This window comes from Christiangramia forsetii KT0803 (genome assembly GCF_000060345.1).
In the GTDB taxonomy this organism is placed as follows: Bacteria; Bacteroidota; Bacteroidia; order Flavobacteriales; family Flavobacteriaceae; genus Christiangramia; species Christiangramia forsetii.
The window spans coordinates 1,347,182-1,360,745 of sequence record NC_008571.1 but is presented as its reverse complement, the minus strand read 5'-3'; the positions used below and the strand labels follow the sequence as shown (position 1 = coordinate 1,360,745).

13 protein-coding genes and 1 pseudogene are annotated in these 13,564 nt (G+C 39.7%); 1 reads left to right on the top strand and 13 read right to left on the bottom strand.

Annotated elements, in window-relative coordinates; genetic code table 11:
• Positions 1 to 2: 2 nt before the first annotated feature.
• Together GFO_RS06105 and GFO_RS06100 are read right to left on the bottom strand one after the other, a co-directional pair.
• On the bottom strand, positions 3 to 437 hold the full coding sequence (locus GFO_RS06105; RefSeq protein ID WP_229664778.1) for a QcrA and Rieske domain-containing protein: 435 nt from the start codon (positions 435 to 437) through the stop codon (positions 3 to 5).
• A complete protein-coding gene (locus tag GFO_RS06100; RefSeq protein WP_011709197.1) occupies positions 437 to 1,645 on the bottom strand; it encodes a di-heme oxidoredictase family protein in 1,209 nt (402 codons plus the stop codon). Before GFO_RS06100 ends, GFO_RS06105 begins: the two co-directional genes overlap by 1 nt.
• A gap of 96 nt (positions 1,646 to 1,741) precedes the next feature.
• Here GFO_RS06100 and GFO_RS18045 point away from each other — a divergent pair.
• A pseudogene (locus GFO_RS18045) lies at positions 1,742 to 1,914 on the top strand (GDCCVxC domain-containing (seleno)protein).
• A 40-nt stretch (positions 1,915 to 1,954) separates the two neighbouring features.
• Here the strand turns inward: GFO_RS18045 and GFO_RS06095 are convergent.
• From GFO_RS06095 to GFO_RS06040, 11 genes are all read right to left on the bottom strand, one after another.
• The gene (locus tag GFO_RS06095) at positions 1,955 to 5,053 is read right to left on the bottom strand and encodes an efflux RND transporter permease subunit (protein WP_011709196.1); all 3,099 of its coding nucleotides are present in this window, start codon (positions 5,051 to 5,053) and stop codon (positions 1,955 to 1,957) included.
• Between the two features lie 18 nt (positions 5,054 to 5,071).
• Entirely contained in the window at positions 5,072 to 6,568 is a 1,497-nt protein-coding gene (locus GFO_RS06090) for an efflux RND transporter periplasmic adaptor subunit (protein ID WP_011709195.1), read from the bottom strand.
• A gap of 15 nt (positions 6,569 to 6,583) precedes the next feature.
• Entirely contained in the window at positions 6,584 to 6,865 is a 282-nt protein-coding gene (locus GFO_RS06085; protein WP_011709194.1) for a hypothetical protein, read from the bottom strand.
• A 9-nt stretch (positions 6,866 to 6,874) separates the two neighbouring features.
• On the bottom strand, positions 6,875 to 8,059 hold the full coding sequence (locus tag GFO_RS06080; RefSeq protein ID WP_011709193.1) for a TolC family protein: 1,185 nt from the start codon (positions 8,057 to 8,059) through the stop codon (positions 6,875 to 6,877).
• Positions 8,060 to 8,130: 71 nt separating this feature from the next.
• Positions 8,131 to 8,565 (bottom strand): hypothetical protein, encoded by a 435-nt coding sequence (locus GFO_RS06075; RefSeq protein ID WP_011709192.1) that lies wholly within the window; start codon positions 8,563 to 8,565, stop codon positions 8,131 to 8,133.
• A 527-nt stretch (positions 8,566 to 9,092) separates the two neighbouring features.
• Positions 9,093 to 9,725, bottom strand: a complete 633-nt coding sequence (locus tag GFO_RS06065; RefSeq protein ID WP_011709190.1) for a hypothetical protein — start codon at positions 9,723 to 9,725, stop codon at positions 9,093 to 9,095.
• A gap of 11 nt (positions 9,726 to 9,736) precedes the next feature.
• A complete protein-coding gene (locus tag GFO_RS06060; protein ID WP_037314357.1) occupies positions 9,737 to 10,426 on the bottom strand; it encodes a HupE/UreJ family protein in 690 nt (229 codons plus the stop codon).
• A gap of 53 nt (positions 10,427 to 10,479) precedes the next feature.
• Positions 10,480 to 10,734, bottom strand: coding sequence for a hypothetical protein (locus tag GFO_RS06055; protein WP_011709188.1), 255 nt, complete (start codon positions 10,732 to 10,734; stop codon positions 10,480 to 10,482).
• Positions 10,735 to 10,761: 27 nt separating this feature from the next.
• Positions 10,762 to 11,010 carry a (2Fe-2S) ferredoxin domain-containing protein gene (locus GFO_RS17960; protein WP_148264598.1) on the bottom strand — a complete coding sequence of 83 codons (249 nt, stop codon included), beginning with the start codon at positions 11,008 to 11,010 and terminating at the stop codon, positions 10,762 to 10,764.
• A 24-nt stretch (positions 11,011 to 11,034) separates the two neighbouring features.
• Positions 11,035 to 12,303, bottom strand: coding sequence for an MFS transporter (locus GFO_RS06045; protein WP_011709186.1), 1,269 nt, complete (start codon positions 12,301 to 12,303; stop codon positions 11,035 to 11,037).
• Between the two features lie 36 nt (positions 12,304 to 12,339).
• Positions 12,340 to 13,536, bottom strand: coding sequence for an efflux RND transporter periplasmic adaptor subunit (locus GFO_RS06040; protein ID WP_011709185.1), 1,197 nt, complete (start codon positions 13,534 to 13,536; stop codon positions 12,340 to 12,342).
• Positions 13,537 to 13,564 lie beyond the last annotated feature (28 nt).

Below are 13,564 nucleotides of genomic sequence, written 5' to 3'. Positions count from 1 at the left end.
AATTAGGAGAATAAAATATAGATGTTTTCATCGTCTGTTTTCGTTGGAAATGTTTTTAGTTTTTGTTCAGCAGGTCCTTGTAATACGGTTCCTTCATTGGAAAATTGGCTTCCATGGCAAGGACAACTATAGATACCCCCACCAACATTAAGCTCGCACCCTCGATGAGTGCATTTTAGTAAGGAAGCTATATAGTCTTCACCAACTTTATATAGACAAATAGGGAATCTGTATTTGTTATTTTGTATAAGGACAAACTCTCTTTTAGACACCTTGTTATTTTTTTCAAGAATAAACTCATGCTTCGCTATGGTTATCTTATCTACCTCTTCCTTTGCTGTAGCATAGTAAATTCCACTGCATGAATGTAAAAAACCTAAACTTGGTATTGTTATAGCAACAGAGGAAAGGGTTTGGATAAATTTTTTTCTTTTCATCATAATGAATTTATAAATTCAAGTAGTTGCTTTTTTTCCTGATCCGATAGGGCATTGAACTCATCCCTTGAATTTTTGGCTTCACCGCCATGCATCAAAATGGCTTCCTCAATACTTCTTGCCCTGCCATCATGTAAAAGAAACAAACCTCCTCCTTGTGAGTTTTCAGAAAGGCCAATTCCCCATAGCGGAGGGGTTCTCCATTCGGATGTTTCAGCAAAACCTTCGGTATATCCATCGTCCAGACCAGGACCCATATCATGAAGTAGTAAATCTGTATAGGGATGAAATTCTTTATTAGATAGTGCTTCGATAGGCGTATATCCCGTTTTCATGCTTGGGGTATGGCAGGCAGCACATTGAATTCGGGAAAAAATTTGTTTGCCAGATACAACATCAGGATCATTTTGATTTCGAGGTATCGGAGCTTTTAAGGTTTTTAAATAAAAAACCACCTCGTTAACTACCTGAGTACTGATTTCCGGGTCCTCTTCCAGCCCGCTATAAGGATCTATAGGTTCAAATAATGATGTAATACCTATATCTTGATTATACGCACCTACTGTTTGATGCAATAAGTCATAACTAATTGCCTTTTTACCAAACCTAAAAATATATTTACCTCCACGTGAAATACTATTTGGCCGAATTTGAACATATTCAGGAGGATATGCGAAATGAGCTCTACCACTTATTCCGTCGCCATTCTCATCATAAGGATCGGCTAGAGAAAGTATACTTTCATCTGGAACAGCATCCAAAAAACCTAATCCTGTGACCGCAGGCGCAACCAAGGTGGTGAAGGGTGCTCCTGGAGGTAGCTTTTCAGGCTGAAACCCCTGAATTGCTTTATTCTGTAATTGATTTTTACCATCCCCAAAGTCTGCAAAAGGATTTCCTAAAGTATCACTTTGACCGAATCTTATAAATTGATTAAACGGGTGACCTTTACCATCCCCAGAATGACAACTAACACAGCTAGTACCTACGAAAACGGGGCCGAGTCCAGTTTCTGCAGTAAATACTTCATCATTGAACGCTATATCCCCATTCAAGAACTGAATCTGTTCTTCGATTGATAATCCTTCTACAGGCCCATCAAGAAGTTCATTTTCCTTTGGAGGAACAGGACCATATTCATCAGCCAATTTATCGCAGGATGTAAAAAAAACGATAGAAATAATCAGACAAAACCATTGTATTTTCATTACCTAAAATATTATTTAGGCAAATCTAAAATATATTTTTAACATATACTATATTAACCACAGGTTAATCTAAAAATAATTTTGATACTGTTATAAATAATCTTATTAAGAAAAGGAGAAGAAGAAATGTCCACAACAGCCTGTCAGTTTTTTTACCAATGCGAAAACTGCAGTCAATTATTGAAACCAAAGGAAGGTGATTGCTGCTTTATTGTTCTTATGGTACTGTTGCCTGTCCACCCATTCAGGAAGGAAACAATTGCTGCTAAAAATGAAAAGCGGACTCTACATCGAGTCCGCCATATTTTTTTAAATTTTAGAAGTGGAATATTCTTTCCTCGTAACTAATTCATATACGCAAGGTATCACAACCAGGTTCAGTACCGTTGCTGAAAGCAATCCTCCAAGAATTACAACAGCCATTGGACTCTGGATCTCACTTCCCGGTTCGCCTCCTTTTAAAGCTAATGGAATAAGTGCCAACCCTGTGGTAAAGGCTGTCATCAGAATTGGATTTAACCTGTCGAGCGCACCAGATTTAATGAGCTCATATCCCCTAAGGCCTTCCTTTCGTAGATCTTCATATCTCGATACCAGTAAGATCCCGTTCCGGGTTGCTATTCCAAAGAGACTTATAAAACCAATAGTAGAAGCGATACTTACAATACCGGAAGTGAAGTAAACAATGAGGATTCCACCGATAAGTGCCAGCGGCAAATTGATGAGAACCACAAATGCCAGTTTTACATTATTGAATTCAAAATAAAGCAACAAAAAGATCACAAATATGGCTATCACCGCAGTAATCAAAAGCATTTGCGAAGCTCTGGACTCACTTTCAAACTGGCCCCCATATTGTACTCTGTAACCTTCGGGAATAGTCACCGAAGAATTCACAGTTTGCTGAATCTCTTCTACCGCACTTCTCAAATCACGGCCCTGCACATTGGCCGCCACAACTATTTTACGCTGTACATCTTCCCTGCTAATGGTATTAGGACTGCTTACAGAAGAAACACTAGCGAGCTGTTCCAATGGAACCTGTGAACCATTTGGCAATCCTATCAAGGCAGTTTTGATCTTCTCAATGCTGTTTCTAACATCCTCCTTATAACGCACCACCAGGTCAAAATACTTCTGACCTTCATAAATCTCACCAACTTCGTGACCGGCAAAGGCGATATCTACCTGCTCCATTAACTGTCCTACGGTCATTCCATAAGCTGAAAGGATCTGGCGTTTTGGGCTTATCTTGATCTGTGGTACTTCGATCTGCTGATCAACAACTACATCGGCAAGCCCATCGATAGGAGTAATATTCTCCTCCACGTTTTTACCTATTTCATATAGCTGTTGTAAATCGGGTCCAAAGATCTTGATCGCGATATTGGCTCTCGTACCTGAAAGCATATGGTCGATACGGTGGGCAATTGGCTGTCCCAGCGTAATATTAACCCCCGGAACGATACTTAATTTTCCCCGTACCTCTTCAAAAAACTCCTCCTTCGATTTATCTTCCAGGGTGAATGGTACATCGATCTCGGCGGCATTTACTCCCTGGGCATGCTCGTCCAGTTCAGCTCTACCGGTCCTTCTGGTAACCACATCCACTTCAGGCATTTCAAGCAATAATTGCTCTACCTGGTTTCCAGTCTTATTACTTTCTTCTAGCGACATGGATGGAGGCCCCACCACACTTATCACTAGTGATCCCTCGTTGAATTCAGGGAGGAAACTTCTTCCTAATTGCGTAAATAACGCAATACTCAGTAAAAAAGCAACCACTGTTACCGCGATCACGGTTTTAGGGATCTTTAAGGCTCGATTTAGAATATCGGCGTAGGCCTTCTGTAACCATCTTTCCACTTTTGTTCCTTCGGACTGCTTTTTCAGCATTTTCTCCTTTTTCAGAAGATAACTACACAGCACCGGAGTAACTGTTACCGCTACAATCAGCGATGTCAATACAGAAGTAATAAAAGCAATTCCCAGGGGTTTCAGCAATCGGCCTTCCATTCCGCCAAGGAAAAACAGCGGCACAAAAGAGACAATAATGATAAGGGTTGCTATGATGATGGAACTTCTAATTTCCACCGATGCATCCCTTACCACGGTGATCACCGACTGCCTTTCAGCTTTTGGTTTTCGAATATTTTCGCGCAGGCGTTTATAAACATTCTCCACATCAATAATAGCATCATCTACCAGTGCTCCAATTGCAATTGCCATTCCACCCAAACTCATGGTATTGATGGTATAGCCTAGCATTTTTAATACGATGATCGATACCAGTAATGAAATTGGGATCGCCAGTAGTGAAATTAGGGTGGTACGCCAGTTCATCAGGAATATGAATAACACGATGACCACGAAAAAGGCACCTTCCAGCAGAGTCATATTCAGATTGCTGATGGAAGCATCAATAAAGTCTGCCTGTCGGAAGATCTGACTTTTGATCTCCACGCTTTCAGGGAGACTTGTTTCCAGTTCGGCAATGGCCTCGTCCAGTCTTTCGGTAAGTTCCAGGGTATTCACATCGGGCTGCTTAGAAATTGTCAAAATAACTGCCGGCTCTGCATTCAGGGAGCCATCACCGATCTTATCGGCAGCGCCTATCTGTACTTCCGCAATATCCTTTATTTTAATACTCTGGCCGTTTACCTGTTTTACCACAGCTTCTTCCAGATCATCTATCACATAAGCCCTACCACTACCTTTGATGATGTATTGATTTCCATATTGATTCAGAAAACCACCGGGAGCATTCGTATTCGCCTCTTTAACCTTCTCGGTTAGTTCCTCAAGACTTACATCGTAATATTTCATTTTTCCGGGATCGGCAAAAACCTGGTATTGTTTATAATCTCCTCCAATCACCACCACGTTTGCAATCCCTCCGATGGCCTTGATCCGTGGACGGATCTGCCAGTCAGAAAGGGTTCTTAATTCCATAGGGCTAAGACTATCTGAAGTGACTCCCAATAGCATAACTTCCCCCATAATTGAGGAAATGGGTGCCATGGTAGGCGCTCCTATTCCTGTGGGTAGGTTTTCACGAATCATTGGAATACGTTCACTTACGATCTGTCTTGCCTTGTAAATATCAGTACCCCAGTCGAATTCAACCCAAACGATGGAGATCCCCGCGGCTGAGGAAGAACGAATCCTTCTTACATTCGGCGAACCGTTCATCGCGGTTTCGAGCTGGTAAGTTACTAGTTTCTCTACCTCTTCACTCTCCATTCCGTGAGCTTCCGTAAGTATGGTCACGGTAGGCGCGGTAAGGTCTGGGAATACATCCACGTTCATAGTACGTGCGAGGTAAAACCCGGTGACGCTCAGTACCACAGCCGCCAGAAGGACCAGAAGCCTGTTTTTAAGTGAAATTGATAATATTTTATTTAACATCTAATTTCTATTTCAATATTAATGATCATGCCCATGAGCAGGTGTTTGTCCGGACATTGAAGCCATCTTAACCTGGTAATTTCCGGTGGTCACGACAACGTCTCTGGCCTCAAGTCCGCTAAGTACCTGTGCATTCTTTCCGTTTCGTTTCCCGATCTTTACAGGTCTTCTTTCAAAACTTTCTCCGCCGGTTTGTACGATCACAGAAAAATTACCGTAATCTTCGAGTAATGCAGCTTCAGGCACCACAATTCCGGTTTCAGCCTCTCCAAGAGCGATCTGTACTTCAGTAAAACTGCCTTCTGGCATTTCAACTACATCGTTTACTTTAATAAAGACAGGGATCATTGGTTTGCGATCTTCCACTTCCTTCCCTACGGAAACAATCGATCCATCTTCTACTTCACTCCAGATGCCTTCATCATTTCTGTACCATACACTCGCAATAGCTTCTTTACTTGGATTATGAGAGGCACTTAATTGCGTTTTAAGCAAACGTGATTTGTCAGTTCCAATGCTAACAAGATTAGCTCCCTGTTCTACGTAATCCCCGTTTGACGTGCTGATGGATTTTATAAATCCGTCAAATGGAGCCCTGATTTGCTTCCCGCCAGCTCCGTAATTGGAGGCAAGTGCACGGTAATTAGATTCGGCTACCCGAAAGTCGCTTTCCACCCTTTCAAATTCCGCTTTGGGCACAATTTTATCCTCATAAAGTTCCTTTTTTCGTTCATATTCAGCTTTCGCTTGATCGTACCTGGCTTTGGCCTGAGCGATTTCTGCCTGGATATTATTGGAAGAAAGTCCTTCGCTGCTCAAAGTCATCAACAGCTGACCTTTTTTCACCTCGGTTCCTTCCGTTAGGTTATCTAAAGCAAAATTTACCATTCCATTAGCTCCTGCTGCAAGGGACTTATATGTTCCCGGAGCGGCTTGCCATACTCCTGATGTATGCACAATGTCATAAACTTCACCATCTGTAACAGGCTCTGTTTGAAAATCGATCTTCCAGGCCTGCTCCTTTAAAAAGCTAATGCCGGCATCTTCAGCTTCCGTTATATTTTCTGAAGCTTCCGCAGCCGAGGCATACACCTGAACATCTTCAATTACGATCCTGTCTGAATACTCAGGAGTTTTCAGATCAAAAACCAGGTCGTAAGTCCCCGGTTCTTTTGGCTGTAAAGCGGGTGAAAAAATTCCGGGTGAAGACGGCGATTCCACCTTATGCCGAATTCCGCTATCTCCTTGAATAAGGCTCACTGTAACCGAGCCCTTTCGAATCGGCTGGTGTTTATCCAGAACAGTAAAATGAGCTGCAAATTTGCTGGTTTTTCCTTCCACTAAAGCCGGAAATTCAACGAAAAGCTCCGTCTGGTCTGTCCAGATGGTTTTACTGATCGCGGGAACTTCTGAGCCTACGTGATTTCCTTCTGCATCGTGCGCATGGCCTTCCTCCTCGTTATTTCCGCAGGAAAATAGGAAAAGCGAGATGCATACTATATAAATATATTTCATGTCTACTATTGATTTTTAATGATCCTCATGCTCCGTTCCGTCATCATGCGTATGGTGGTCAGAATCCTCATGCATATCGAGTGAATCTTCACCAACTTTGAATTCTTCCTGTTCCATATGATCTTCGTCCATATGACTACCATCTTCATTATGTGGATGACCATGCTCTTCCTCCTCCGGGGCATGAGCTCCAGTTCCTTCTGCATGTTCATGTCCATGATCTTCTTTTGCTGTATCTCTACAAGCTGAAAAACCAAATACTAATATTGCTGCGAAAAATAAATTCTTGAAATTCATATTATTTAATTATAATTGATGTTTTAAAAGTGTTGCTTTAAGCTGAAGGAGTTCTTTTTCCATCTCCAGCATATTGTTAAAAGCCTGCCGGTAGAACTCCACTTCCCGGTAATAATCCAGAAATGAAAATTCCCCAAGTTCGTAAGCTTTAAATAAAAGTTCTTCGGAATTCAGATCCTGAAAGGTTTGCTGATATTCCTCGTATTTTCTCTTTAATAATTGATATTGCTGATAGTCTTCCTGAAAACGAGTGTATAATTCAGCAGTTTCAGCACCGGTATTGTCTTGGGTATATTCCAAATTTGCCTCAGCAGCTTTTACCTTATTTTTGCTGTTCCAGAGCGGGATGGATAGTCCTCCTAAGAAACCGGAATAATTACTGGAATTCACTCCCTGGTAATTATAACCAATGCTTAGGTCTGGAAGAATTTTATTCTTTTCCAGTTTTACCTGCTGTTGGGCAAGATTCTCACGAGCTTTTAACTGCTGAATTTCGGCATCTTCGGAAAGTTTTTCTTCCCAAAGCGTCTGCATTTCGGCCAATTCAGGATCTGCGAAAAATTCTACCTCTTCAGCCTCAATTGTATTTCCACCGTTCAATTTCTGAAGTTCCAGCAATGTGCTCCTAATCCTAATGTTGACCTGATCCAGTTCAAACTGCTCCTGTAACCAGGCTACTTTGGCTTTATTCAATTCCAGGATACCAATCTGTTCTGCATTGAATAAACGCTGAATTTGATCATACACCTGTTTGGCCTGCTCTACTCTTTTTTCCTCCAGCTCTTTTCGTTTCTGCAGGGTCTGCAATTCCAAAAGCTGTTTCTTGGCATTCAGTAATACCTCTTCACGTAGCGTTTCATACTCTAGTTCCAGCAATTCCTTTTGCTTTTCAATACGCTTGCTGCGTGCTCCATAAACTGTAGGAAACTCAAATTGCTGAGAAACCAGATATTCAGTATAATCACCGGTTTGATGTTCCCCGAACGGAAGATAAAAGGCTGAAACCTCGGGATCCTGCAGGTTGTTCTCCGTTTTATTAGCAAGATTCTGACTAGCCATATAAGACTGATATGCCTTGAGTTGCCTGTTATTCTGGCTAATCTGCTCCAAAATGCCGTTCATACCGGTATCCTGGGCGAATGAGCCCATAAAGATTAGTATTCCGCATACAGCGGAAACTATATTTCTGTACATAAATTTTGATTTTAGTTTAATCTATACGATAAGGTCAGCCAGCTATTTTAAGTAGTGGCCTGACTAGCTGATCAAACTAAGTCGGGAGGTCCCCGAAGTGAGAGTAAAGATAAATAGGGATTAAAATAATCGTTGGGAGGCTGATAAATTTCAAAATTTTCTGAATCCTGATCAGCTAAAACCCAATTACCTAAATAGTATTTATTTGAAGCTTTCTTTTTAGCTTCGGTATTTTGAACCCTGACGTCCTCGGAATATTCCTTAATAACCGGAATTTCATTGGAAGCACTCGTATGAGAATGAATAGCCAGCAAATAAGACAAGAATCCGCCTCGCTTATCTTCCTTTTTCTTTTCGTGGTGATGATCTTCACCGGAATGCTGGTGTGCAACCTCGTTCTTCTCCTCCTCATGTTCATGATGTGCATGAGGTATTACCTGATGAAAAGACATCAGCATAAATACACCTAGAAGGAATAAGGCTTTTATTTGATTTTGTATTTGCACTGATTACAAAAGTAATAATTTATCACAGAGATTTAGGGGAAAATAAAATAAACCATAAGAATCTTAGCTCCTATGGTTTATACTTCAACTAATAAAATCTCTATGCTGTAAAGACCTGTCTTAAATGTAGAACTATGTACACCTAAATATCGTAAAACACTTTAAATCAAACCGATAAACTTTTAAAACAACAGTGTTAAATGCTGGTAGATATATAAAATTATCCCTAAAACGACTATAAAAATAAAAATTAGGGAAAGAAGATCCGAAATACTCCATTTGCCCCCTTTCTCCTTAGATCCTGCTCTAAAACCTGCTCTTTTGAAGGTTCCGGAATTAGCACTTTTTTTTCCTTTGTTCCTGCTTTTCATGGATGTTAACTGAACTATGTTTGAAATATGTAATTTTAAAATTCAAAGTAGTTTTAGAGGCTTCTCCTATTATGGCTTCTTGTTTTTCTCTGGTTCAATAGTATTTTAGGAAATTCTAAATAGGCAGAAATTCACCTTCCATTGCAGGACTTAAAATTATAATGAATACTGACCTTTAAGTCTCAAAGTTACCGTGACATCCTCATTACCGGTGTTTCTGAAAAACCAACCATGTTTCCCGTCATATGGGGCCAATAAGGTTCCCACCATATTATTGGAGCTGGAAATAGTATAACTCTCGAAGTAAACCTCTTTAACTTTTTTTTCCTGTTTTACTTCTCCGTGAAAATCAAAATAAAGAACCTCACCGTTAGCGGTAGTCCATTCATATTTCATTTTTCCATATTTGAGCATATCTATTTTGAACTCAATTCCTTTTCCTGCCGGAACCACCACTTTAGTTTCATCCTCACGTGATTTTAATTGCGTAGTTGGAGGTGGATTATCGGCCTCAGCAGGTCTTTCCACATTTGGCCCTGAACCTGCCTTTTCTAATTTAATGAGAGGAGTGGTTGAGTTTGTTGCCATTACTCCTAAACTATTTGTTCCGGATTCTTCTGGAACGTATAGTTTGCTAAATCCTATCAGTTTCCCCACACCTGTAGGATCCATTCCATATTCGGCTGGCAAAACAGCTATCACTAGTAATAATGCTCCTACGATAAGTGAAATAAGAGTTGCTTTTATAATTTTATTTTTTTCCAATAATGGAGGTTTCATTTCTGACATAATTATATTTTTTAAGATGTAAAGTAGCCTGTTAATTGAAAGCCGAGCAATAAAAAACCTGCGGCCATTAAAGCTGTATTTGTAATTGTTGAAAATTTCATAAAGCTGCGATGTCTTCTCCAAACCGTGATAAGAATCAATACTACTGCTAAAGCAATAAATTGCCCTATTTCTACTCCAATATTGAAACCAATTAGATTAGTCAAGAGACCCTCACGGTCGAATTTAAATTCTTGTAACTTACTTGCAAGACCAAAACCGTGAAACAACCCGAATATCAAAACCGCCGCCTGGGTATTCGGCTGTTTACCAAAGAAGCGCTTAAAGCCGCCTAAATTATCAAAGCCTTTATATACGATAGATAAGGCGATAATAGCATCGATTAAGTACGCATTAATATTGATATCGGCTAAAACACCTAATAACAAAGTGGTGCTATGGCCAATGGTAAAGAAACTAACATATAAGAGTACTTGTTTCGGTTTATACAGAAAGAAAATAACACCGACCAAAAATAGTAAGTGATCATAGCCGGTAATCATATGTTTAGCTCCTATGTATAAAAATGGGCCAAATGCCACGCCACTATTTCCCAATAGAAACGTTTGTGTGTTTTCATCTACTCCGTGAGCATATGCCAGAGAGCCGAATGCTCCGCATAGAAAAAGAAAGAGAAAGGCATATATTTTTTTAATTTTCATAATAAAATTGTTTAAGTCCCATTGCACATCGCAGTACATTGGCACTTCGATTATTAATGGGCATGCCCATGTGATTTAACCTGCTCTAAACTATCCATTGTTTTTTCGCGGGTCATTTGGATGCTATCTTCGATCCTAACCATTTCTGCATTATTATCCTTTTTCGCATTGGGACCAGTTTCTTCCTTCTTAGTTTCTTTACACGATACTAATAGGGCCAAAACAACTGTTGTGATAAAAAATACTTTTTTCATAATTTTTTTATTTTGAGATTTATTGCTTTTTAATTTTTGAGATACTCTTCCCATAATTGACTTAGATACAGCCTAGTTGGATTATTTATTCAAAATATATCTTTTAATAACTGTTCCTAAATCTTTCTCCGAAAACCAAATATCGTCTGGATGAAGATGGAGAACAGGGGCTTGTTGACATCTATTGTTACAATCTATTATATCAACTTCAATTTTGTTTTTCAGTTTATATTTCTTCATATAATAATGTAAAAGCTTGCCTTTTTTCTTTCGGCAGTTTACTCCATTACACTGATAAATAACGGTCTTATTGTTTTTATGATCTTCCATAATATTCATACTCTTAGTTAATGCCTAACCTACTTTCCGCGATTTTAAATGTTTTGATTTTCTAACACTATCCTTTGGCCTGAGAAACAGAAAAACAATCGTCAACAATGTCAAAGTGATAATTCCACCATAGAGAAATTCCCTATCTGGGAAATTAGTCCCAAGGTATCCTGCTATTGGATAAGAAATCGCCCACCATAGATGGGAAAAAGCGAAATGGGAACCATATACTTTTCCCTGTTCACTATCTGATATATTTTCCCCAATAAGGGTTTCTGAAGGAATTTCTGCAAGACTTTGTCCCAACCCTGCAAAGATCCAGAACACAAAAAGCAAAGAAAAATTAAGATAGTTTGCGGCACTAATTGACAGTCCCAATACTAATGCTCCCAATAATAAGGAAACTTGTCTCGATTTAGATTTATCAATAGCTCCTGAAACAAAAGCAGCCACTGTTGCACCAATACCAAAGGCCGCCATAATCAAACCATAATCCTTATCAGTTAACTCTAAACCACCTTTAACCAGTATTATAGTATTAACCAGGATAAATGCTCCTGCCATAGCCGATACCAGTTCTATGAAAAGTGCAAAACGGATATACTTATTTTGAAACAAGAGCCTGGCTCCTTTAGTAACATCCTGCCAGGTGGTTGGGTGTTTACTGGGAACTTCTTCCTTAGTTGCATTTAAAAAGGTTTTAGGGAGTGTTAAAAGTAAAATCCCTGCGATAATAAATGTTCCCGCATCAACCAGGAATATCTCCCTGGCTCCCATCCAGACTGCAAGTATTCCCGCTAAACCCGGACCTAAAACCCCTAATAACTGATACGTGGCAGCCGATAACCCAATAGCTTGCCGATATAATCTTTTATCCACAATCTGAGGGATAACAGATCTATAAGTAGGGCTAAAAAAAGCATTGAAAACATTCATAAGAAATACGATTGCATAAATTTGCCATTCGGCCGTAATGAACGGCAGTAAGGCAACCAGACCCATCCTAATAAAATGCGTCGTATACAAAATCTTTTTTCGATCCATACGATCTGCAAGTACACCGGCAAATGGCGAAAAGATGATAAAAGCAGTGACCCTCAATGTAAGCGCGGCAGCCAATATTATAGCAGCCCTTTCTTCCCCAAATTGATAGGCAAGCAAGGCAAGACCAACCCAGGTAAAAGCATCCCCCAGCAGGCTAATAGTCTGTGCCAGATATACTTTCGCGAACAGCCTATTTTGCAGCGCCTGAAAAGGTTCTGTTAATTTGAATATCACCTTGCCTATTTTCATCCTAATATTTTGAAATTAGTTTCCAAATACCTTTTATTATTCTTCTTCAGAATTTCTTAATGCAGATAAAATGGAATAAGCATTCTTTACCACGGGCTTTAGATTGTTAATATCAGTATTTTCAGCAAAGCTTATGGCCGTATATCCTTCCTGCTCAAGGCCTTTTTTAACCTGCTCTAACCTAAAAGTATAAGCATTCGCCGTCTCCCGGGTTTGTAGAACAACAAAGTCTTTCCCCTGATATTGGACAATTGCTTCAGAGAGTACCGCATTTTGTTGCTCCGTACCAGTTTCTACCCAGGCTTTTACATACATACCAGGTAAAAGACCTTTTTCGTCTTCCTCTGAAATGTGGGAATGAACGGGGGTTATCCTATTCTCTCCTGTAGCTTTTCCTATCAGGAACACCTCTGCAGTACGGTCATAAGTATTGTCATTAGAAAGGGAAAATTTCACGGTTTGGCCAATCTCTATTTTTTCCAGATCTTTTTCAAATGCATTGAGTGCGATATGAACATCATCAGTATTTACAATTTCAAATAACACTTCTTCAGGGGAAATGAAATCACCTATGTTAACGTTGCTCTCTTTTATAAAACCTGTTATAGGGGCGTATAAATTCGCAGTTCGAGCTATATTACCATTTTGAACATTCCTTCTACTAATACCCGCAAGGGCAAGTTGCTGTTCGTATGCCTTAACCCGTCCTTGTGTAATTTTATAGTCGGAAGAAACCTGTTGAAAGGTTTTTGCCGAATTGATATCCTCTTCCCTTAACTGTTTTTGCCGGTTATATTCTTCTTCAAGGAATTGTAGCCTGCTCAAACTTTCCAAATAGTCCTGTTGTATCTGGATAAATTCGGGATTTTCGATTGTAGCCAGGACTTGCCCTTTTTTGACCTCTTCCCCAGGTAATCTCCCGGCAGTTTTTATATACCCCCCTAATGGCGCAGATACAGAAGCCATGCTTTCAGGTTCCACATCAATAACCCCATTTAATTTAATGATGTTGCTAAGATTTCTCATTTCAACTTCCCCGGTTTCTATTCCGGCGAGATTATATTGATCCTTTGTAAAAGTGACCTGTTTGGCCCCGTTAGCAACAGGCGTTTCTTTTGTCGTAGAAGATTCTGCGGAAGTTTCGGTCTTTTCAGAATCATTATTGCCACACGCCACTACCAAAAGGGTGGATAAAATGAGTAGCGAAATTTTTGTATTGAATTTAATTTTCATCTTTTATATTTTTAATGTGATATCATTA

Excerpts from the sequence above, each read along its gene's own strand:
- GFO_RS06090 (WP_011709195.1), bottom strand. The coding sequence starts at position 6,568 with ATGAAATATATTTATATAGTATGCATCTCGCTTTTCCTATTTTCCTGC.
- GFO_RS17960 (WP_148264598.1), bottom strand. The coding sequence starts at position 11,010 with ATGGAAGATCATAAAAACAATAAGACCGTTATTTATCAGTGTAATGGA.
- GFO_RS06095 (WP_011709196.1), bottom strand. The coding sequence starts at position 5,053 with ATGTTAAATAAAATATTATCAATTTCACTTAAAAACAGGCTTCTGGTC.
- GFO_RS06085 (WP_011709194.1), bottom strand. The coding sequence starts at position 6,865 with ATGAATTTCAAGAATTTATTTTTCGCAGCAATATTAGTATTTGGTTTT.
- GFO_RS06100 (WP_011709197.1), bottom strand. The coding sequence starts at position 1,645 with ATGAAAATACAATGGTTTTGTCTGATTATTTCTATCGTTTTTTTTACA.
- GFO_RS06055 (WP_011709188.1), bottom strand. The coding sequence starts at position 10,734 with ATGGGAAGAGTATCTCAAAAATTAAAAAGCAATAAATCTCAAAATAAA.
- GFO_RS06045 (WP_011709186.1), bottom strand. The coding sequence starts at position 12,303 with ATGAAAATAGGCAAGGTGATATTCAAATTAACAGAACCTTTTCAGGCG.
- GFO_RS06080 (WP_011709193.1), bottom strand. The coding sequence starts at position 8,059 with ATGTACAGAAATATAGTTTCCGCTGTATGCGGAATACTAATCTTTATG.
- GFO_RS06060 (WP_037314357.1), bottom strand. The coding sequence starts at position 10,426 with ATGAAAATTAAAAAAATATATGCCTTTCTCTTTCTTTTTCTATGCGGA.
- GFO_RS06105 (WP_229664778.1), bottom strand. The coding sequence starts at position 437 with ATGAAAAGAAAAAAATTTATCCAAACCCTTTCCTCTGTTGCTATAACA.
- GFO_RS06065 (WP_011709190.1), bottom strand. The coding sequence starts at position 9,725 with ATGTCAGAAATGAAACCTCCATTATTGGAAAAAAATAAAATTATAAAA.
- GFO_RS06040 (WP_011709185.1), bottom strand. The coding sequence starts at position 13,536 with ATGAAAATTAAATTCAATACAAAAATTTCGCTACTCATTTTATCCACC.